General features: G+C 41.3%; 21 protein-coding genes. 18 read left to right on the top strand and 3 right to left on the bottom strand.

The annotated features are described in order from the left end of the window. The first annotated feature begins 54 nt into the window (after nucleotides 1-54). Nucleotides 55-777 (top strand): YebC/PmpR family DNA-binding transcriptional regulator, encoded by a 723-nt coding sequence (locus ACMAZF_RS10180; RefSeq protein ID WP_435273758.1) that lies wholly within the window; start codon nucleotides 55-57, stop codon nucleotides 775-777. Nucleotides 778-836: 59 nt separating this feature from the next. Here the strand turns inward: ACMAZF_RS10180 and ACMAZF_RS10175 are convergent, their stop codons facing one another. Further along, on the bottom strand, nucleotides 837-1166 hold the full coding sequence (locus ACMAZF_RS10175; protein WP_435273757.1) for a DUF440 family protein: 330 nt from the start codon (nucleotides 1164-1166) through the stop codon (nucleotides 837-839). Between the two features lie 203 nt (nucleotides 1167-1369). Between ACMAZF_RS10175 and pyrC the strand changes: the two genes are divergently transcribed. Next, a complete protein-coding gene (gene pyrC, locus ACMAZF_RS10170) occupies nucleotides 1370-2407 on the top strand; it encodes a dihydroorotase (RefSeq protein ID WP_435273756.1) in 1038 nt (345 codons plus the stop codon). 63 nt (nucleotides 2408-2470) lie between these two features. Here pyrC and ACMAZF_RS10165 read toward each other — a convergent pair whose 3' ends face one another. Then, a complete protein-coding gene (locus tag ACMAZF_RS10165) occupies nucleotides 2471-3742 on the bottom strand; it encodes a hypothetical protein (RefSeq protein WP_435273755.1) in 1272 nt (423 codons plus the stop codon). A 128-nt stretch (nucleotides 3743-3870) separates the two neighbouring features. On the opposite strand from ACMAZF_RS10165, the gene ACMAZF_RS10160 reads away from it, so the two are divergent. After that, on the top strand, nucleotides 3871-4503 hold the full coding sequence (locus ACMAZF_RS10160) for a single-stranded DNA-binding protein (RefSeq protein WP_435273754.1): 633 nt from the start codon (nucleotides 3871-3873) through the stop codon (nucleotides 4501-4503). A 659-nt stretch (nucleotides 4504-5162) separates the two neighbouring features. Here ACMAZF_RS10160 and metG read toward each other — a convergent pair. Further along, nucleotides 5163-7250: a methionine--tRNA ligase gene (gene metG, locus ACMAZF_RS10155; RefSeq protein WP_435273753.1), complete on the bottom strand. Its 2088-nt coding sequence runs from the start codon at nucleotides 7248-7250 to the stop codon at nucleotides 5163-5165. Between the two features lie 193 nt (nucleotides 7251-7443). On the opposite strand from metG, the gene apbC reads away from it, so the two are divergent. The 15 genes from apbC (at nucleotide 7444) to ACMAZF_RS10080 (ending at nucleotide 20871) form a co-directional block, all read left to right on the top strand. Then, nucleotides 7444-8532, top strand: a complete 1089-nt coding sequence (gene apbC, locus ACMAZF_RS10150) for an iron-sulfur cluster carrier protein ApbC (RefSeq protein ID WP_435273752.1) — start codon at nucleotides 7444-7446, stop codon at nucleotides 8530-8532. A gap of 1 nt (nucleotide 8533) precedes the next feature. Then, nucleotides 8534-9166 (top strand): uridine kinase, encoded by a 633-nt coding sequence (gene udk, locus ACMAZF_RS10145; RefSeq protein ID WP_435273751.1) that lies wholly within the window; start codon nucleotides 8534-8536, stop codon nucleotides 9164-9166. A gap of 31 nt (nucleotides 9167-9197) precedes the next feature. Continuing rightward, complete coding sequence (gene dcd, locus ACMAZF_RS10140; RefSeq protein WP_435273750.1) at nucleotides 9198-9782, top strand: dCTP deaminase; 585 nt, start codon at nucleotides 9198-9200, stop codon at nucleotides 9780-9782. Then, nucleotides 9782-10606, top strand: coding sequence for an aminodeoxychorismate lyase (gene pabC, locus ACMAZF_RS10135; RefSeq protein WP_435273749.1), 825 nt, complete (start codon nucleotides 9782-9784; stop codon nucleotides 10604-10606). The genes dcd and pabC overlap by 1 nt, the downstream gene beginning before the upstream one ends. After that, on the top strand, nucleotides 10599-11687 hold the full coding sequence (mltG, locus tag ACMAZF_RS10130; RefSeq protein ID WP_435273748.1) for an endolytic transglycosylase MltG: 1089 nt from the start codon (nucleotides 10599-10601) through the stop codon (nucleotides 11685-11687). The genes pabC and mltG overlap by 8 nt, the downstream gene beginning before the upstream one ends. Nucleotides 11688-11703: 16 nt before the next feature. Then, nucleotides 11704-12330, top strand: a complete 627-nt coding sequence (gene tmk / locus ACMAZF_RS10125) for a dTMP kinase (RefSeq protein ID WP_435273747.1) — start codon at nucleotides 11704-11706, stop codon at nucleotides 12328-12330. Between the two features lie 13 nt (nucleotides 12331-12343). Further along, entirely contained in the window at nucleotides 12344-13390 is a 1047-nt protein-coding gene (locus ACMAZF_RS10120) for a hypothetical protein (RefSeq protein ID WP_435273746.1), read from the top strand. An 11-nt stretch (nucleotides 13391-13401) separates the two neighbouring features. Beyond that, on the top strand, nucleotides 13402-13728 hold the full coding sequence (locus ACMAZF_RS10115) for a PilZ domain-containing protein (protein WP_435273745.1): 327 nt from the start codon (nucleotides 13402-13404) through the stop codon (nucleotides 13726-13728). A 43-nt stretch (nucleotides 13729-13771) separates the two neighbouring features. Further along, a complete protein-coding gene (locus ACMAZF_RS10110; RefSeq protein WP_435273744.1) occupies nucleotides 13772-14539 on the top strand; it encodes a TatD family hydrolase in 768 nt (255 codons plus the stop codon). Nucleotides 14540-14614: 75 nt separating this feature from the next. Then, on the top strand, nucleotides 14615-14905 hold the full coding sequence (locus ACMAZF_RS10105) for a YebG family protein (protein WP_435273743.1): 291 nt from the start codon (nucleotides 14615-14617) through the stop codon (nucleotides 14903-14905). A gap of 3 nt (nucleotides 14906-14908) precedes the next feature. After that, on the top strand, nucleotides 14909-15499 hold the full coding sequence (locus ACMAZF_RS10100) for a DUF1415 domain-containing protein (protein WP_435273742.1): 591 nt from the start codon (nucleotides 14909-14911) through the stop codon (nucleotides 15497-15499). 23 nt (nucleotides 15500-15522) lie between these two features. Next, nucleotides 15523-16149, top strand: a complete 627-nt coding sequence (locus ACMAZF_RS10095) for a dUTP diphosphatase (protein WP_435273741.1) — start codon at nucleotides 15523-15525, stop codon at nucleotides 16147-16149. A gap of 235 nt (nucleotides 16150-16384) precedes the next feature. After that, on the top strand, nucleotides 16385-18262 hold the full coding sequence (locus ACMAZF_RS10090) for an AsmA family protein (protein WP_435273740.1): 1878 nt from the start codon (nucleotides 16385-16387) through the stop codon (nucleotides 18260-18262). A gap of 177 nt (nucleotides 18263-18439) precedes the next feature. Then, the gene (locus tag ACMAZF_RS10085) at nucleotides 18440-19987 is read left to right on the top strand and encodes an FGGY-family carbohydrate kinase (RefSeq protein ID WP_435273739.1); all 1548 of its coding nucleotides are present in this window, start codon (nucleotides 18440-18442) and stop codon (nucleotides 19985-19987) included. A 5-nt stretch (nucleotides 19988-19992) separates the two neighbouring features. Continuing rightward, nucleotides 19993-20871: an NAD(P)-dependent oxidoreductase gene (locus tag ACMAZF_RS10080; RefSeq protein ID WP_435277223.1), complete on the top strand. Its 879-nt coding sequence runs from the start codon at nucleotides 19993-19995 to the stop codon at nucleotides 20869-20871. Nucleotides 20872-20913 lie beyond the last annotated feature (42 nt).

Here is a 20913-nt window from a genome sequence, read left to right as displayed (position 1 = left end):
CGAAATTCTGTTAGAATCGGAGCATAATTTTTGAATTAAATAAAGAGAACAATAATGGGTCGTAGTTTTGAAAACAGAAAAGCATCGATGGCAAAAACCCAAGGTGCTAAGGTTCGAGTTTACTCTCGTTACGGTAAAGAAATTTACGTTAGTGCGAAAAATGGCGGGTCGGACCCAGATACCAACATCTCTTTAAAGCGATTGATCGAAAAAGCCAAAAAAGACCAAGTCCCCACTCATGTAATTGACCGTGCAATTGAAAAGGCAACTGGTGGTGGTGGTGAAAATTATGAAACTGCGCGTTACGAAGGTTTTGGTCCTGGTGGATGTATGGTTATTGTTGATTGTCTAACAGATAACAATAAGCGTACGTACACTGAAGTCCGTAACTGTTTCGTTAAATCACATGCGAAAATTGGCAGTACCGGTACTGTTGCTCACATGTTCGATCACCTAGCTATCTTTAGATACGAAGGTAGCGATGAAGATGCGGCGTATGAAGCGCTGTTAGAAGCTGATGTAGATGTAACTGATATCGAAAATGAAGATGGTAAGATCACTGTTTTTGCGCCTCACACTGAGTTTTTTAAGGTAAAAAGTGCATTGAATGACATGGACAGTGAATTAGAGTTTGAAGTTGAAGAGATAACGTTTGTTTCACAAACAGAGTCAGAAATTGGTGCTGATGATTTAGCTGATTTTGAAAAATTCCAAACGATGCTGGATGATTGTGACGACGTTCAAAATGTTTATCACAACGCGGTGTTGCCTGAATAGGTATTACCTATGCACGAAAAAGCCGACATCAAGTCGGCTTTTTTATTGCATTTAAAACGTTAACGTTTCCACTTTATTTGGCTGAACTCGTCTAATTGTTTCTGATTTGCTTTTAAAAGAACGCGAGCATAGATAAGATCAAATTCATCGTCTTCCATCAAACCGATCCGTACTTCAATATAATCATTATCTAATTGGTCTTGCGTTAAGTCTGCGACTTCTTGCCAATCATTGAACGCACTGACGAGTTCAACAGCAGCAGCTGAATCACATTGTTCAAGATAATAATTAAGATCAGGCTCATCTAAATTGTCTCCAGCGTGCTCTTCAAAGAGATCTAATGCAAAACCGATTAGTAAGTCGCTATCAATTGCTGACGTCTTAGCCATAGTATAATTTCCTAAAATTTGTGGCTGAATTAGCCATATTGTTGGCGCTATTCTAAACCAAAACCTAATGAAGTGCGCGACAAAGATCGTAATCAATGAATAACTGATTAATTTATCGCTCAGTCAGTGCTATACCTTTACTTGATAGTGACTAATCTCTAAACTATGCGCCAATTTAATAATGACTATAAGTGAGCTTCTTTATGACAAAAATTACCATTACACGTCCCGACGATTGGCATTTACACGTAAGAGATGAAGAAGCATTAGCAACAACCGTTCCTGATAGCGCTAAATACATGGGACGCGCGATTATTATGCCTAATTTAGTGCCGCCAGTAACGACCACTGAACAAGCGTTAAGTTATCGTGAACGGATCATTGCTAATAAGCCTACGGGTAGTAACTTTGAACCCTTGATGGTTATTTATCTCACAGATTCAACTTCACCGCAGGAAATGAAGCTAGCCTTCGAGAGTGGGAAAGTATACGCGGCGAAACTCTACCCTGCAGGTGCAACAACGAATTCAGCATCAGGCGTTACTGATGTTAAAAATATCTATCCAGTGCTTAAGATGATGAGCGAACTTGGCATGCCACTACTTGTCCATGGTGAAGTGACTGATAATGACATTGATATATTCGACCGTGAAGCAATATTCATCAGCAAAATTTTATCTAATGTAGTCCGTGATTTTCCTTCATTGAAAGTCGTCATGGAACACATCACAACAAAGCAAGCCGTTGATTTTGTCATGTCAGCTCCAGCAAACGTTGGCGCAACCATAACAGCTCATCACTTATTGTATAACCGAAACCACATGCTAGTGGGCGGCATTAAGCCACATTATTACTGTCTTCCAATTTTGAAACGCAATACTCATCAACAAGCGTTAATTGAGGCAGCAATAAGCGGTAGCCCGAAATTCTTCCTTGGAACCGATTCGGCGCCACATACTAAAGACAATAAAGAGAATGCATGTGGTTGTGCGGGGGCTTACACGGCATTCGCAGCAATTGAGTTATACGCTGAAGTCTTTGATAAAGAAAATGCTCTGGAAAAATTAGAAGGCTTTGCTTCTCACTTTGGCCCAGACTTCTACGGTATTGCCCGCAATCAAGACACGATTACCTTAGAAAAATCGTCGTGGACGGTACCAGAAACATTGCCCCTTGGCAGTGATATAGTCGTGCCATTAAAGGCAACGGAAACGATTGATTGGACAGTGACTGACTGTTAGTGATTAAAAGGGCGCCTCATTTGGCGCCCTTATTTTTAATTTAATTGTTTAACTGTATATTAATTAGCGAATACGCTTGTCATTTGCAGTGATCGCCATATCCTTAATTTTAATAGTCGTGCTTACATTGCCGTCTTGATCTTTGGCTGCAAAGCCTTGTGCGGTTAAACCATCAATCATAGGTGCATATTGTGGAAATACTTCAGCATAATTATTTGATAGGTTTGCTGTATAGTCGAGACTGAAATTTTGAAGGGCATGCATCATGATCATTTGCTGATTCATCTCGCCCGCGTAAGCAGGAAATTCAAAAGTTCCTGATGAGTCAAGCGCAACATCGTTCACTGTCGTTTTTAACTTGGTAATCTTACCATCAAAACCACGGTTAATGATGCCTTCAGTTGAGGCCAATATTTCTGGCAACTGCGGGGCAGAGCTAGATATTCTATTCAATTCGATAAAGCTTGCTTTATCAAGGTTCTGAATCAATAACTCAAGTTCAGTATCAGTTACCAAGTAGTCCAACAACGCATTCTTTACTTTCACAGATTGAACTGCAAGCTTTGTTTCACCAGAAATCACATCAGTATCGAAGCCTTTTGACGATGAAATAGCTGTTAAGTGGTTTACTGACCAACTCTCTAACACCGCTTCATTGTTGAAACTCGCTTCTTCTAACGCGCTAACGGAGTTTCTTGTAAAAGTAAGGCCGCTGTGCGAGTCAATCTCTCCTGCGCTAGTTAGGCTTTTCATCTGGAAACGTCCGCCTTGTTTCATTTCTGCTGCCATTTCGCTAAATGCAAAAGCAAAATCGCCTTGGCTAAATGCCAGATCGCCATCAAAGCTCGCTTTTAAATTACCAATGGTCACAACATTTTCTGCATGATCTTCTAACACAGCAGGACGTATCTCAAAATTGAGTGCGTTTGAATGCGTTAATAGATTCGTGCTTAAGGTTGCCATGTGCTCAATGCTTTCTACTTTTAACGCGTCCACAAAAGATTTACCAGCTCCCTTCGTAAAATCTAATGTAAATTGACTATGCACGAGCAGCGGGTAGCTCGAATAATGATGGTTAACGTAGAAATCTACATCGGCTGGTAAGCTAGTGCCCATTTGGGATGCAACGTTTTTATAGAGCGTGAGTTTGTATTGAACTTTGCTGCTCAGTAAACCGTCTTCTTTAGATTCGATTGATAATGTATATTTATCATTGCTGTTTTGAGCGATTGCTTGTTCGATTTGGCTTGAGAATGCTGAATGAGTGTAAAAAGTGAGACCGCCAAGCACGACAATTGCTCCTGCTGAAAGGCCGATAATTCCATTTTTGGTCATGTTAATTCCAATGAGTAATTTTGTTTGCGGTGTAAGGATAGGTGTATTTTCAAATTTTCACAATTTAAATTTATAACAAACTGATTTTTATATTATAATTGTAGTAATTATAATCGTTGGAGTATCCAGTGAATCTTCATGACAACCACATTGTGTTATTAGGAAATATCGTTAGTAAGCAAAATCAAATTCGCTACTTTGCTGATGGTACCGCGATGTTGCCTTTGGAAGTTATTACTAAACGAAAATGGAGAGATAGCCAGGGTAGTTGGCAAGAACATAGCAATTACTTTAGCGTCACTCTATTAGGAAACGACGCAGAAAACGCAGTCGCTAATGCAAGTGCGGGGCAAGGTATTTACGTACGTGCTCAAATTAGACAGCTGCAAAGTCAAGCGACGACCGGTAAAGACACACTTCAAGCGCAGCAGGTTAAGTTAATACCAAAATCCACAGCCATCAATTGGAATCAAGCCCATCTTGTTGGTACCGTTGTTAAGCATTCAGAACTTGTGCAAACCATCAACGGGATTGACTTATTAACCTTGGAGTTAGATGTATCGAATCTAGATGATAAGACAATTCACACTGCAGTGAAGTTAAAAGGTGCCACTGCCAAATATATCGCTAATCAACTTGCACAAGAAAACGCACCAAAGCTTGCGATGGTAGAAGGCACGCTAAGCGGGCAGTCAAAGAAGGTTGGCGACAGTTTTAATCATCAATACTGGGTTGAAGGGCATACTTGTGTATTAAGTTAGCGTCTTTTGATCTTCCTGATTAATAATGATTAAAGATGCATAATTAAGCGATACGATTATTTGGTCAGGGAGGCTTAGTTGATTAAATCGACTGTTTGTGCAATAAATTGTGAGTTGTTAGTAGTTTATAAAACGTGATGTACCGTGAAAAAACATTCATTAGGAAAGATTATAGCGATCTGAAAAAATTATCGCTCAACCGACAAGCATTAGAAGTCTGCTCTGCCTTTTAAACGCCAATACACATCATTTCTTTGTAAAAACCCGCCTAAATACTTGCGCTTATAGATCATGACTTATTGATAATAATCCCCTAATCTATACTCTATAAATTAATTACCGTGTTAATCGATCGAGGATTCAATTGGATAAAATAAAATGTAACGCGATAATACCAATTGCATTAAGTAAGTGATCTTGTTGTGCGTAGAGAAAATCAGCTAAAACAAGGCGCTCGATTGACTAATAGCTGGCTATTAGGATTGAGAGCAACGCCATTTTAGTTGATTTTAACAAGTACAAGTGGGCAAATATTTAATGCAATTAATGGTATTATTTAAAACCCTAGTAATTTTCAAGAAACGCCGTCTTAACGAGACGTTTTATAGAAGGTATAAAAAACGGCGCATCTAGCGCCGTTTTTGTGATGACTTTAAGGATTATTTAACACGCATCCCCGGCTGAGCACCGTCATCTGGGTTTAGGATCCAAAGCTCTTCGCCGCCAGGTCCTGCCGCTAAGACCATGCCTTCTGACATACCAAAACGCATCTTACGCGGCGCAAGGTTTGCTACCATCACCGTTAATTTACCTTCAATATCTTCTGGCTGATAGGCAGACTTAATCCCTGCAAATACTTGCTTGCTATCGCCACCTAAATCTAACTCTAAACGCAGTAATTTATCGGCACCTTTGACATGATCCGCCTTTGCGATTCGTGCAATACGTAAATCGATTTTAGCGAAGTCATCGAAGCTGATCTCAGGCGAAATAGGATCTTTTGCCAGTGGCGAATTAGGATCAATTTGTGATTTGACTGGTTCTAAATTTTCTTTTGAATCATCAACCATTGCCTCAACATGTTTCATATCAACACGCTGCATCATCGCTTTAAACTTATTAATGCCATGATTAGTCAATGGTGTATTAACGCTGTCCCACGTTAATTCAACATTTAAAAACGCCTCAACTTGTTCAGCAAGACTTGGCACAATAGGTTTTAAGTACGTGATAAGTACCTTAAATAAGTTGATACCAACACTGCAGATGTTTTGCACGTCATCTAACTTGTTTTCATCTTTAACTAACTGCCACGGTTCTTTGTCGGCAATATATTGGTTGGCCTTGTCAGCAAGTGCCATGATTTGGCGCACTGCTTTTGCGAAATCACGTTGCTCATAACACTGCGCAATTTCATCTTTCACACTAATAAACTCATCCATTAATGCTTGTTCAGATACTGTTGCTGCAAGTTTTCCGTCAAATTTCTTGGTGATGAATCCAGCACAGCGGCTAGCAATGTTAATAACTTTACCCACCATGTCAGAATTTACACGCTGTGCAAAATCTTCAAGGTTTAGATCTAAGTCATCGATGCGGCTTGTTAACTTAGCGCCGTAATAATAACGTAAATATTCAGGGTTTAAATGTTCTAAATAGGTACGCGCTTTAATGAATGTGCCTTTAGATTTAGACATTTTAGCGCCGTTTACCGTGACAAAACCGTGGGCATATACTGAGGTTGGCTTTCTCAAACCAGCGCCTTCGAGCATTGCAGGCCAGAACAGACTGTGGAAGTAAATGATGTCTTTACCGATGAAATGATATAACTCAGCGGTTGAATCTTTGTTCCAAAATGCATCAAAGTCAATATCAGGATTCTTGTCACACAGGTTTTTAAAGCTACCAATATAACCAATAGGCGCATCTAACCAAACGTAGAAGAACTTGTCTGTCGTTCCAGGAATGTTGAAACCGAAATAAGGCGCGTCACGGCTGATATCCCAATTTTTAAGACCATCTTCAAACCACTCTGCTAATTTGTTAGCCATCTCTTCTTGTAATGAACCGCTGCGAGTCCATTCTTTTAGCATGGCTTCAAATTTTGGCAATTGAAAAAAGTAATGTTCACTTTCTTTTAATACGGGGGTCGCGCCTGATACCACAGAGCGAGGATTTTTAAGCTCTACTGGGCTGTAGGTTGCGCCACAGCTATCACAGTTATCACCGTTTTGATCTTCGCTACCACAGGTTGGGCAATCACCTTTAACAAAACGATCTGGTAGGAACATTTCTTTTTCAGGATCAAATAATTGCTCAATGGTTTTTGTAGAGATGTAACCATTGTCATTTAAACTGTTATAGATTTTTTCAGCGAAATGGCGATTTTCATTACTGTGGGTTGAATGAAAGTTGTCAAATTTAACGCCAAACTCTTTAAAGTCTGCTTGATGTTCAACATTAACTTGATTGATCATTTCTTCAGGTGTGATGCCTAACTGTTGTGCTTTAAGCATAATAGGCGTGCCGTGGGCATCATCTGCACAAACATAGTGACATTCATGGCCACGTAGTTTTTGAAAGCGAACCCAGATATCTGTCTGAATATATTCAAGCATGTGGCCTAAATGGATTGGGCCATTGGCATAGGGAAGTGCGCTAGTCACTAATATTTGTCGTTTTGCAGTCACGTTGTAAATCGCCTTTTCAAATAGAAAACGCCATGATGGTTGTATAGATTTGAACATTGTGAGCAAGGTCGCTGATTTCAGCTTGATTTGCTGCTTCTTTATACAAACGCATTATGAGGCGTGGAAATGGCGCCAATAATACCTTAGTTAACTGCCAAATTCATCAACAAATTAGCCTCGTTAGATATCGAAAAGTTAATGATTTTTCGGTACAATAGCGCGAATTTTTTAGATGACAGGTTAAATACAAATGGGGCTCTTCTCCAAGAATGATAAATCGCTCGTGTCAACGCTCCAAACGTTGATGAAAAAAGCGACTTTTCCGACTAGTTCATCACCTTTGTTATCCCTCATCAATGTAGATCGTGCCAGAATAAAAAAAGAGATTCTTGAACTAGACATCTCCGCTGAAATTCCTTGTTTGCACCTTAAAACAGAACTCGTTAATTATTTTAGTGATTTGTTCTCTAATACCATCACGTTTTCCGCCATAGACTTGACGATTGCGATCAAGGTTAAGCGCATCAACCAGAGTGAAAAATTAACCCAAGTTAAGCAAGTTATTATGGTTGCATCAGGTAAAGGTGGTGTTGGTAAATCAACCACATCAGTTAATCTTGCGCTGGCCCTTGCACATGGCGGCGCAAAAGTGGGTTTACTTGATGCTGATATTTATGGACCTTCATTACCAACGATGGTTGGCGCCGTGAAGGCTAAGCCTGTCTCGCAAGATGGTAAATTATTAGATCCTATTATTGCTCATGGATTACATACCATGTCATTGGGCTTCTTAGTTGATGAAAATGATGCCACGGTTTGGCGCGGGCCAATGGCATCGCGAGCGCTAGGGCAATTGATTTATGAAACGCAGTGGCCAACGTTAGATTATCTTGTCGTTGATATGCCACCGGGCACTGGTGATATTCAATTAACCATGTCCAGCGATGTGCCTGTGAGCGGTGCGGTTGTAGTAACAACCCCGCAAAACTTAGCGCTTAAAGATGCCCAAAAGGGCATTAGTATGTTTGATAAGGTAAAAGTACCCGTGATTGGCGTTATAGAAAACATGAGTTATCACGAGTGTGACAATTGCGGCCATCACAGTCACCTTTTTGGTGAAGAAGGCGGAAAAGCATTGGCGGCAAACGCCAAGGTTGAGTTGGTGGGACATCTACCACTCGACGGCAATATTGGCCATGATGTTGATAATGGCCGTCCAACGTTAGTATCGCAACCAGATTCAAGCGCAGCGAAAGCTTATTTAGACATAGCCGTTCGTTGCGCCATTAATTTAAATAAGACAAATCAAAGTATTCCATCACTTATTATCGGAGAATAGTATGAAAGACTGTATTTTTATCGCCATTGTTGGCGCGTCGGCCTCTGGTAAGAGTTTATTGGCACAAACCATCGTTAAAGAGTTAATCGATGAGGTGGGAAGTAATCAAATCGGTGTGATCAACGAAGATTACTATTATCGCAATCAAGACCATCTAAGCATGGAAGAGCGCGTGAAGACAAACTATGATCACCCTTCATCGCTTGAACATGATTTATTGATGTCGCATTTAGAAGAGCTACAAAACGGCAATACGGTTGAATTACCGCAATATTGTTATACCACGCATACCCGATTGCCGGAAACGCTGAATATGGGCAACAAGCGCGTTATTGTGTTAGAGGGTATTTTATTACTTACTAACCCTGAGCTTCGTAAGTTCTTCCATGCGTCAATTTACATGGATGCGCCGCTAGACGTCTGTTTAATGCGCCGCCTGTCACGTGATGTTCAACAACGTGGTCGTACAATGGAGTCAGTGCTGCAACAATATAAAGACACTGTTCGCCCAATGTTCTTACAATTTATTGAGCCATCAAAGCAATACGCTGATATTATCGTGCCTCGTGGTGGTAAAAACCGTATCGCGATTGAAATGCTTAAATCAGATATCAATCGTTTATTAAACCGATAATCACCCATAACTACTGCAAGGAGCCAAGCGCATGCGCTTAAGTGATGTAGAAATTAAGAGTTATCTCGCTGAACAGAAAATTGTGATAGCGCCAGCGCCAGATCCAGAAAGTATAAGTGGTGTCACGGTTGACGTGCGTTTAGGCAATAAATTCCGGGTATTTGAAGGGCATAACGCGCCGTTTATTGACATTAGTGGCCCTAAAGCAGCGGTGCAAGAAGCGCTTGATAGCGTGATGAGTGATGAGATTATTCTTGAAGGTGACCAACCCTTTATTCTACACCCTGGTGAACTCGCACTCGCAATGACATTAGAATCAGTAACGCTACCTGACGATATCGTTGGTTGGTTAGATGGACGGTCATCACTGGCGCGCCTTGGGTTAATGGTTCATGTCACTGCACATCGTATCGATCCCGGTTGGTCTGGCAATATTGTTTTAGAATTTATTAATGCCGGCAAGTTACCGTTGGCATTGCGTGCGGGCATGCCGATAGGCGCACTAAACTTTGAAACGTTATCGAGCCCCGCTCAAAATCCTTATAACAAACGCCTAAACGCAAAATATAAAGATCAAACGGGTGCTGTTGCGAGCCGTATTGGACAAGATAAGTAATGAACAATACTTGGGTTAATGGCGTAGCGTCTAATCAGGTGAGTATAACTGACCGTGGGTTTAGTTATGGCGATGGGTTATTTACAACCATTAAAGTCACTGATTCTCGTTGTGAACTATTAACTGAGCATTTGGTCCGATTGCAACAAGGCATCACTGCCTTGGCCATAGCCCAAGTAGACTTCAAGGTATTGCTCGATGAGATAAGCGCTATCGCTAAATCACTGGGCAGCGGTGTTATTAAAATTGTGATAACACGCGGTGAGGGAAAACGTGGTTATTCAAGCATAGGTTGTGATTCTCCAACCGTCGTTGTTAGTACGTCATTATTGCCGGAGATTTATCAGGCATGGCAGCGAGATGGTATTGCGCTCGGCGTGAGTACTATTGCACTAGGGATTAACCCCTTAACCGCTGGCCTTAAGCATCTTAATCGTATTGAGCAAGTATTAGTTAAACAACAAATTGATGAAAATCAGTGGACGGATGCTGTGGTGCTTGATTGCCAAGCTTGTATCATTGAAACCAGTATGGCTAATCTATTTTGGCGAAGCGGCGATATCGTCTATACACCCAATTTGGATTTTTCTGGGGTTAAGGGACTCATGCGCCAACAGGTAATGGCTCATTTGAATGCTGATGGCGTAGAGATCGTTGAAGATCGATTTAAACTCAGTAGTATTACTGACGCTGAAGAAATATTTATGACCAATTGCCTTATAGGTGTTGTACCTGTGGTGGCCATTGAATCGAAACACTATGAAATTGGACGTATAACCCAACAACTACAAGCTATGCTAAATAGTAAGGATACCAATGGCTGACGCGCAGCAATCAAACGAAAATCAATCTAAGCCATCGTCAATCATTCGCTGGTTTAAACGATTGTTACTTGGGGGTCTTCTAGCGATTGTGATTCTTGTGTCGAGTTTGTTTGGCGTCCGTTATTGGGTCAATCAATGGGCTGAGACACCAATTGCGAACTTTAGCGCAGCAGAAATCATTGTCGCACGCGGGGACAGTGCCCATAGAGTTATCAATCGACTTAAGAACGACGGTAAAATAACCCACAGCGAACCGTTTAAAGCGTTATTCATCCTACAACCTCAATTGGCGCAGCTAAAAGCAGGTCATTACGCCATTCCAGCCAATGTTTCACCAACACAATTACTTGAAATACTGGGTAGTGGAATCGAAAAGCAGTTTTCTGTCACATTTATTGAAGGAAGTACCTTCAGTCAATGGTTGACGATCTTAAGTGACCATCCTCAAATTCAGTTTCGTCAACAACGAGTAAAAGATTATATTAAGAGTTTTAATCCAAGTTCTGTCGATGAAGAAAAATATAAATTTGCTCGAGTAGAAGGTCATTTCTTCCCAGATACTTATCACTTCACGGCGAAAACGCCTGCAATTGCAATTTTAAAGCGTGCTAATGTGATGCTTGAACAAAAGTTAACGACTTTATGGCAAGAACGAGACCGAACTGTGCCATTAACAACAAAACATGACGCTTTAGTCTTAGCGTCAATCATCGAAAAAGAAACCGGTATTGCAAGCGAGCGACCGGAGATTGCATCGGCATTTGTAAATCGAATTAATCGCAGAATGCGCCTACAAACGGATCCAACCGTAATCTACGGCATGGCAGATGTATATGACGGCGATATTACCTATGCGCATATGCGAGATAAAAATGCCTATAACACGTATGTAATTAAAGGATTGCCGCCAACGCCAATTGCTATGGTGAGTGAAGGGGCAATTCACGCTGCGTTAAATCCAGCAACAACGCCTTATATATATTTTGTCGCGTCAGGCGATGGTGGTCATGTATTTTCAACCAATTTGAAAGACCATCATCGTGCGACTAAGCGTTATTTAGCGAAATTAAAACAACAATAAAAATCTAGAGATTAGTATGTCAAAGTTTATCGTCATCGAAGGGCTCGAAGGAGCAGGTAAGTCAACCGCAATTAGTCACATTATGTCGGTACTTAACAACCATAAAATAAAGGACGTGGTTTCAACCCGAGAACCCGGCGGCACGCCACTGGCTGAGGCAATGAGAGCATTAGTAAAACAAGCGCACGCTGACGAAGAGCTAACGATTGAAAGTGAACTTTTGTTAATGTACGCAGCCCGCAGTCAACTAGTAGAGCGCGTTATTAAGCCAGCGCTTAACGCTGGGAAGTGGGTTGTTGGCGACCGCCATGATCTATCTTCTCAAGCGTATCAAGGTGGCGGTCGTGGTCTTAAAAATATTATGGCACCCATTAAAAACGCGGTACTTGGTGATTTTAAACCAGATTTAACTCTCTATTTAGATATCGACCCATCACTTGGATTATCACGAGCTCAAGCCCGTGGAGAACTCGACCGTATTGAACAGAACGAACTTAGTTTTTTTCAGCGGGCGCGTGATGTCTATCTTGACGCCGCAGCGACAGATGCCAGTGTAATAAAAATCGACGCCTCGCAGTCCATTGAATCGGTTGCGAAAGATATCGAAGATGCGTTAACTAACTTTCTAGCCTTACAAAAATAATAAGTGTGCATCAATGAGCGAGATTAAGACACAGCAAAGCTTATATCCATGGCTTGTAAAGCCCTATCTTTCATTGGCGAAAGATTTGAGTGATAACAGGCTTCATCACGCGCTGTTATTCCATTCGAGTGTTTCGTTGGGTAAAGCGCAATTGTTGGAACGACTCGTTAAACTCTTTCATTGTGCTCAGATAAACGAAGATAAAGCGTGTGGGCAATGCCAAGACTGTCAGCTACATGCTTCAAACACTCATTCTGATTTCTATCACATTGCTTGTTTAGATAACAAGAGCCAAATTAGCATTGAGCAAATCAGAACCTTAAGCCAAAAAGTGATAGGTACAGGCTTAGTTAATAAGCGCCGTGTGGTGGTTATTGACGGTGTTGAATCCATGACGGAATCAGCACAAAACGCTTTACTAAAAATTCTCGAAGAGCCGCCTTTACATGTGTATTTTTTACTCTCAACGTCTAAGCTGGCACAGGTTTCGGCAACCATATTGAGTCGCTGTTTTAAAATGGCTATCAATCAGCCTGAACGTGCTAAGTTACTTAAATGGCTTGAACGAAAAAGTGGAAAGTCCATAACTAGCGATCAGCTATCCTTGCTTGGCGATTCGCCACTAAAGGCCATTGAAGCCCTCGACAGTGACCAGTTTCTACTAATCGAGCCTATGTTAAGTCGAAGTAATGCTTTATATTTAGCGTGGCAAAATCGCCAACTGGAACAAGCTTGTTCTGAGGCTATTAATCTAGCGCAAGAAATTGAAAAACTTACTAGCCACAAGAGTAATCCAGTGGCGCTTGACGAATGCCTAATGATGATAATTAGATTTAATCACTGGGCTACAAAGGGTCAGTTATTGACTGGCACTACAAATACAGTACTCGCTCCAGCGCTCCAAACGGGCATGAATAAAATTGATACTGTATGTTTGACTGATTTTGATCGTAAAATGAATCAATTGAGGCACCAATTAGCTGATAATACGGGGCTTAATGGGTTAATGCAGTTACGCAACGTTTTGATTGAAATTACTGAAAGAATAATTGGACATTAGGGACGACAACAATGGTATCTATAAGTATTGAGTTTAAGAATGTGCAGCAGCTTTATGGAAGCTATATGCCGTTTGTGAACCATGGTGGTTTATTCTTTATGAGCCAAGAACGCGTGGAATTAGGGCAAATGATTCAGGTTAGCGTAATGTTACCTGATGATCTTGAACCAATTGAATTTGAAGGAAGTGTGATTTGGATTAATCCACTAGGTGCGCAAGGTGGACGACCTGTGGGTTTTGGTGTTTCATTGAATGAGAACCAAATCAAATTACGCTCAGAAATAGAAAAATTACTGGGTGCCAAGCTTAGTGGCGCTGATGTTACCTCAACGATGTAACGCATAATAAACAACTCAATTAAAAAGAAAACCTGAAGAAAATATGTTTATAGATTCACATTGCCACCTCGACAGACTTGATTTGTCACTTTACAACAATGATTTAAATAATGTTATCAATAATGCGCTCGCGCATGGCGTCAACGAAATGCTCTGTGTTAGCGTTGATTTGGCATCTTATCCCGCGATGCTTAAAACGATCGAGTCTTATGATTTTATTCATGCGAGTTGTGGTCAACACCCGCTATATCAAGAAGAAATGGTAAACCCAACAGTTCTTGAGAAATATTGCCGTAACAGTCGTGTCGTGGCGGTTGGTGAAACTGGCCTTGATGCTTTCTATGCGCCAGAAACATTAGAAGTACAGACTCAAAGTTTTATTGAACATGTAGATGTTTCGACTAAGGTTAACAAGCCACTTATTATTCATACGCGCGACGCACGTGAGCAGACCATTGATATATTGAAGCAAGGCCACGCAGACAAAGTCGGTGGTGTTTTGCACTGTTTCACAGAAAGTTATGAAATGGCTAAACAAGCGATTGATTTGGGCTTCTATATCTCAATCTCCGGTATTGTTACCTTTAAAAACGCCAAGGAATTGAGAGAAACGGTTAGAAAACTGCCGCTTGACCGACTATTAATTGAGACTGATTCGCCGTATCTAGCGCCTGTTCCTCATCGTGGTAAGGAGAACCAACCGGCGTTTGTTAAAGATGTAGCCGAATTTATCGCTGATCTGAAACAAGTATCGGTTGAGCAGTTAGCTGAACAAACCAGCAAAAATTTTCAGGATTTGTTTATTAAATAAGCTTTTTAAATAAAATGGTTGCAGTACTGGTTTAATATACAGTATTATTGGATCTCAAACTTAGAGGACAGATTAATGATCGAAATCGAATATATTGTTAAAGATAAAAGAGGGGTAGAAAAATTGCGCACTGCAGATAAGAAAGCCGCTGACGCTTATGATAAAGCCCTCGATAATGCAGAATTGTTACAGCAAATGCTGCGTCATGACAATGTACTTCCTAAGCTGAAGGAAGATGATCTAGAGTCATTAACCATTTATCTAGCGCTAAATGCGAAGAACGTGGAAAAAGCGCTCAAAGGTAAGCAACCTGATTTAGCTGCTGATAATAACGACAATGTGACGTCGATAGAGGAAGCCTCTTAAGGCATGAGTACCATTGAAAATCGCTGCCGGTTTGCAGACAACCATGCGGCCATCATTTCTCATACAAAAGCTTGGGTCGATAAAGTTATAGTTCGAATGAATATCTGTCCCTTTGCAAAAGCAGAAGTGCAAGCGCAAACAATTCACTATCTAGTTATCCCACCGGCTCGATTCAATAATTACCTCGATAGACTTTGGGATGCGTGCCAGCAACTCGACAAAGACTCGTCGATTGCAACGACGTTGTTGATCTTTTCTGATCCAGAGATGGATTTTGATCAGTACCTTGATTTACTAACGTGTGCACAGCAACAATTAGCGAATGACAATTATGAAGGTACTTATCAATTAGCGAGTTTTCATCCCGACTATTGCTTTGATGAGCAGGCAACACAAGATGCTGCTAATTTTACGAATAGGGCGCCTTATCCTACACTTCATTTAATTAGAGAAGCGGATATTACCAAAGCGCTCAGTAATTTTTTGCGACCGGAGATGATTCCAGAACGGAATATTGAATACACCAGACGAAAAGGCGTAGTTCAGATGCAGTCATTATTAGACTCATGTTATGATACGCCAACTGCAGAATAATCAAAATTATAATAGGAAAATTTATGATTGCGCAACTTCGACAAATGTTTGAAATGCAAAACAAACTTAACGCCGCAATAAACCCCGATTGGATAAATGATCCGTCGCAAGATTGGCACTGTGCCGTTGTTGTTGAAGGCGCCGAAATGATCGATCACTACGGCTGGAAATGGTGGAAGCATCAAACTCCAGATATCGAACAGGTGCACCTAGAGCTGGTGGATATCTGGCACTTCTTAATGAGTGCCGAATTAAAACGTCACCCTGCATTGCCGATTGACGAAGCAATCGTGCAAAGTGCTAGAATTTGGGAAGATCACTTTAATCAAACACATCACACAGGTATGTTTTTGCCACTGGCTAAAGCATTGGTGGGCAAGTCTGCGTTATCTGAAATGCCATACAGTGAATTTTGTAAAGTGATGTCAGTGGTGGAGTTTAATTTTGATGCTCTTTATAAGTGGTACATTGGCAAAAATGTTCTAAATTATTTCCGCCAAGATCATGGTTATAAAGACGGATCGTACATTAAAGTTTGGAACGGGCGTGAAGACAACGAGCATCTCGCAGACGCATTAAATGCATTAGCCTGTGATGCATCGCTTGCTGACAATGTATATCAGGCATTAAGTAACGCTTACCCACAGTAAAGGTTATCTTCAAAATAAGGCAGCGATGATTATCGCTGCCTTTTTTTCTATGATAAATATTACATTTCAACCGCAATAAATGAATTGATGTAATACCTTGCTATTGGGATTGAGAGCAACGCTGTTGTTGTCAATCCCAATAGCAAGCACAGGTGGTCAGTTATTTAATGGAATTGGTATAATTACTAGTTGTCTATCATAATACGCATTATTACTTTCTAATCAGGGAATCTAGATGAAACGTTTTTTAAAGATAGTTCTGGCTATCGTACTCCTAATCATTGTTGCCATCATCGGCTTAGTGCTTTTGGTTGATCCAAACGACTATAAAGCAGAAATCGAACAACAAGCTGAAAAATCGCTAAATCGAAAACTTGCCATTAACGGCGAACTCGGTTGGGTTATTTTTCCAAAACTCGCTATTGGAACGGGTCAGATTGAACTGAAAAATGCGCCGGGTTTTAGTAAAGAAAACTTAGCTAAGATAGATAAGTTAGCTGTTTCTGTTGATGTGATGCCATTATTATCAGGAGAAGTAAAGTTAGGTCAGGTCAGTTTAGACGGTTTATCGTTTAATCTAGAAACGAATGCTCAAGGGGTAAGCAACCTTGACGGTATGGGAAACAACAACGCTTCTTCAACACCAAAGCAAGTAACCCCCACAGAATCTCGTCAGTCCGAACTCCCGAAACTTGCGTTAGCTGGCATTGATATTACCAACACCTTGATTACTGTCATTGATAAGAAATTAGGCACTGAAACAGATCTTTCAATCAAGCTTATTGAATTAGGGGCGTTTGAATTAGGAAAAGACACTACATTAGATGTGATCTTAAATGTGGTGACCAATGAGTTTGTTGGCGACTTAAATCTTAAGGCGATGATGAACGTAAACAAAGACATCTCGACAATCGACTTAAAGACAATGAGCGTAAATGGTTCATTGAAGGGCGAAAATGTGCCAGCAGGTGAAATGAACATAGCGTTAAAAACCAGCACAAACGTTCAGCTCTCGCCGATGATTGCAACGATAGAGCAATTATCGCTTGATGTGAACGGCATGACCATTGATGGTACTGCCTCAGTTGCATTACTGGACAAAACGACCGTGCGTTTTGACCTTAAAGGTAATGAGTGGGATCTTAACCCGCTTATTCCAGCACCTGCATCAGATCAAGAGGCGAGTACTGTACCCACCGAGCCGACGCCTGAAGTTGAACCAGATCTTAGCGTGTTAAATACATTAGATGTCGACGGTAAGCTTGTTATTGCTGGTTTTAAAGCCAAAGGAATTAACATTGGTCAAACGAAATTAGCTGTAAACGTTAAAGATGGCAGCGCAAAACTAGCACCGTTATCAGTAGATTTGTATGAAGGAAATATGACACTTAACGCGTCGGTTAGTCATGATAAGGGCCGTAATAGTTATTCAATCAACACGCAATTAAACGGCGTGCAAATTCTACCTTTACTTAAGGATGCCGCTGATGTTGACCTCTTAGCAGGAACCACCCAATTCAACTTAGTAGCCAAAGGACAAGGGCTAACGGTTAGTAAGATTAAACAGGTGCTTGATGGTCAAGGTAATTTTGCGGTGCGTGACGGCGCATTATACGGTATTAATCTCGCGCAAAAACTTCGCAGCGTAAAGGCTGCGCTAGGGAGTAGTGCCAGTGAAGAAGAAAAGAAAACCGATTTTACGGCGCTCACCGGTGAATTTACGATGAGTAAAGGACTGGTGAACAATACGTCATTACTAATGGAAGCGCCGTTTTTACGTTTAAACGGACAAGGTACGGCTAATATTTTACAAGAGCTTGTTGATTATCACCTTAAAGTCACGTTAGTTGGTACATCTAAGGGACAAAATGGTGGTAGTGATCTGGCTGGTCTTGCCATTCCTTTGAAAGTAACCGGCAGTTTTACTGAACCGAAGTTTGGGCTCGACACCGGCGGCGCATTAAAGGCTAAGCTTGATCAAGAGAAAGCCGCCTTAACGTCTAAGCTCAATGACGCTAAAGTAAAAGCCAAACTAGCTGCTGATAAAGCGAAAGAAGAAGCCAAGCAAAAAGCCAAAGATAAGCTTAAAGACAAACTAAAAGGGTTATTCTAATTATTACGCGTTGACTTTTTATCGTCCAAATACCAAGCCGCTACCTGATTTTAGCGGCTTTTTTGTGTCCAACTATTATTGAAAATTTCGTCATCTAAAACAATGCTAATTGCGTTTAATCACATTGGGTTAAAGCAAATTTTGGTATAACATAGCCCCGCTGAAATAAAAATAAGAGTGTTAGATATCAATACATCGCAAAATCAATATTTGATTACCATCGACTATGGTACTCAGAGTATTAGAGCCTTGGTGTTCGATGGCAACGGTCAGTTGATTACAAAGATCATGCATCAAGTCGTTCCTTATGAAGTGCCGCAGCTAGGGTGGGCTGAACAAGATGCTAACTATTGCTGGCAACAAGTATGTGAAGTATTAAAGGCACTATGGCGAGAATCAAACATCACGCCGAGCCAGATTGTTGGCGTCTCGCTTACCACTCAACGTAATTGTGTGATTCACCTCGATGAAGAGTGTCGCCCATTGAGGCCGATTATTATGTGGCCTGATAACCGGCGCGCCAATAAACTTCCACCATTTTCTCCGTGGTGGAAAATTGCTTTTGGCGTCATTGGTATGACCAAGCGGCTTAGTTACTTTCAGGGCGAATCGGAATGCAATTGGGTTATGCAACATCAACCGGAAATTGCACACCAGTCTAAAAAAATTGGATTTCTGTCTGCATGGCTTAACTATAAATTAAGCGGAGTTCTGGTGGACTCGGTTGCGGCTCAAGTTGGTTATCTTCCATTTAATTACAAAAAGAGACAATGGGGTAACGCTTGGGCATGGCAATGGGAAGCGATTGACGTGACGCGAGAACAAATGATCGATGTCGTCGAACCTGGAGAGACTCTTGCTCACATTAGTGAACAAGCACAAAGCGAGACGGGGCTAATTGCTGGGACCGCAATCATTAGTGCAGGTGCAGATAAAGCCTGTGAGACACTTACGTCTGGTACAGCATCGCCAAATGTAGCGAGTATTAGTTTAGGTACGGCAGCGACAGTCTCTATTACTCAACAAAATTATCGAGAAGCATTTCGCTATTTACCAGCGTATCCATCGTTAGTCGAAGATAGTTTCATTAATGAAATTATCTTGCAGCGGGGGTTCTGGTTACTGAGTCATTTTATAGAGCAATATGGACAAGAAGATGTTCAAGAGGCAAATCGACTTGGTGTTAAGCCTGAAGAATACATTTGCCGACGCATTGCCGATATTCAGCCAGGTTGTAACGGTCTCATTGTTCAGCCGTTTTGGGCGCCTGGCGTGATTTATCCTGGACCCGAAGCACGAGGGTCTATTGTCGGATTTACGCCAGATCACACTCGTTTTGACTTATATCGTTCGTTGATAGAAGGCATCTTGCTTTCGTTAAAGCAGGGGGTGGCTAGGCTAGAACGGATATCCCCAGAGAAAATCGACTTAATTCGCGTTAGCGGCGGTGGAAGTCAAAGTGACGTTGTGATGCAAATTGCAAGCGATGTCTTTAACCTGCCGTGTGAACGTGTTCAAACTCATGAAACATCTGGTTTAGGCGCGGCGATTGCTTGTGCGAAGGGAGTAGGGTTTTATGACACAATAAGTGATGGCGCTAAAGCAATGGTCAAACATGGTAAACGGTTCGAACCCGGTGAGAACGCTGCGATTTATCAAGAAATCTACCGAACTAAAAGTTCGAAAATCTATAGTTATTTAAAATCGTTTTATAAAAAATATTAGGAAAGATAATGAAAGTAGCATTTATTGGTCTAGGTGTCATGGGTTATCCGATGGCAGGTTTTTTACAAAAAGCAGGGCATGAGGTGGTTGTATATAACAGAACAACTGCTAAAGCCGTCGATTGGTGTAAAGAATACGGCGGTGAACACGCGCTTTCACCAGCAAGTGCAGCGAAAAATGCCGCTATGGTATTTTGTTGTGTTGGAAATGATGATGATTTACGCGAAGTGACCGTTGGCAAAGATGGTGTATTACACACGATGAAAAGTGACTCGATCCTATGTGATCATACGACAGCGTCAGCGGATGTTGCGCGTGAACTAGCAGGCGTGTGTAAAACTAAGTCGATTGGTTTTCTTGATGCTCCCGTGTCTGGTGGACAAGCTGGCGCCGAAAATGGGGTACTAACCATTATGATTGGCGGTGAACAAGAAACCTTTGATAAAGTTCGTCCTGTTTTAGATGCCTATGCCCGTTGCGCCGAGCGAATTGGTGATGCCGGAGCGGGGCAGCTGGCTAAAATGGTTAATCAAATTTGTATTGCCGGTGTTGTGCAAGGCCTGGCCGAAGGTGTACATTTTGCTAAGCAAGCCAATCTTGATGTTGCTAAAGTCATCAAGGTGATTTCCAAAGGAGCCGCACAAAGCTGGCAAATGGAAAACCGTTATCAAGCAATGATTGAAAATGAATATGAATTTGGTTTCGCTATTGATTGGATGCGTAAAGATTTAGGGATTGCTTTGGATGAGGCGCGAAATAATCAGGCTAAATTACCGGTCACCGCACTCGTTGATCAATTCTATGGCGATGTCCAAGAAATGGGCGGTAATCGTTGGGATACCTCAAGCTTGCATGCAAGGCTAACGAAGAAAAAAGCTGAATAGTCTTAAGGTGGGCACCTGAATTAATTCAGGTTCCCGTTTGTA

Source organism: Psychrobium sp. nBUS_13 (assembly GCF_051201665.1).
Taxonomy (GTDB): domain Bacteria; phylum Pseudomonadota; class Gammaproteobacteria; order Enterobacterales; family Psychrobiaceae; genus Psychrobium.
This window is presented reverse-complemented; position numbering and strand designations above follow the sequence as displayed.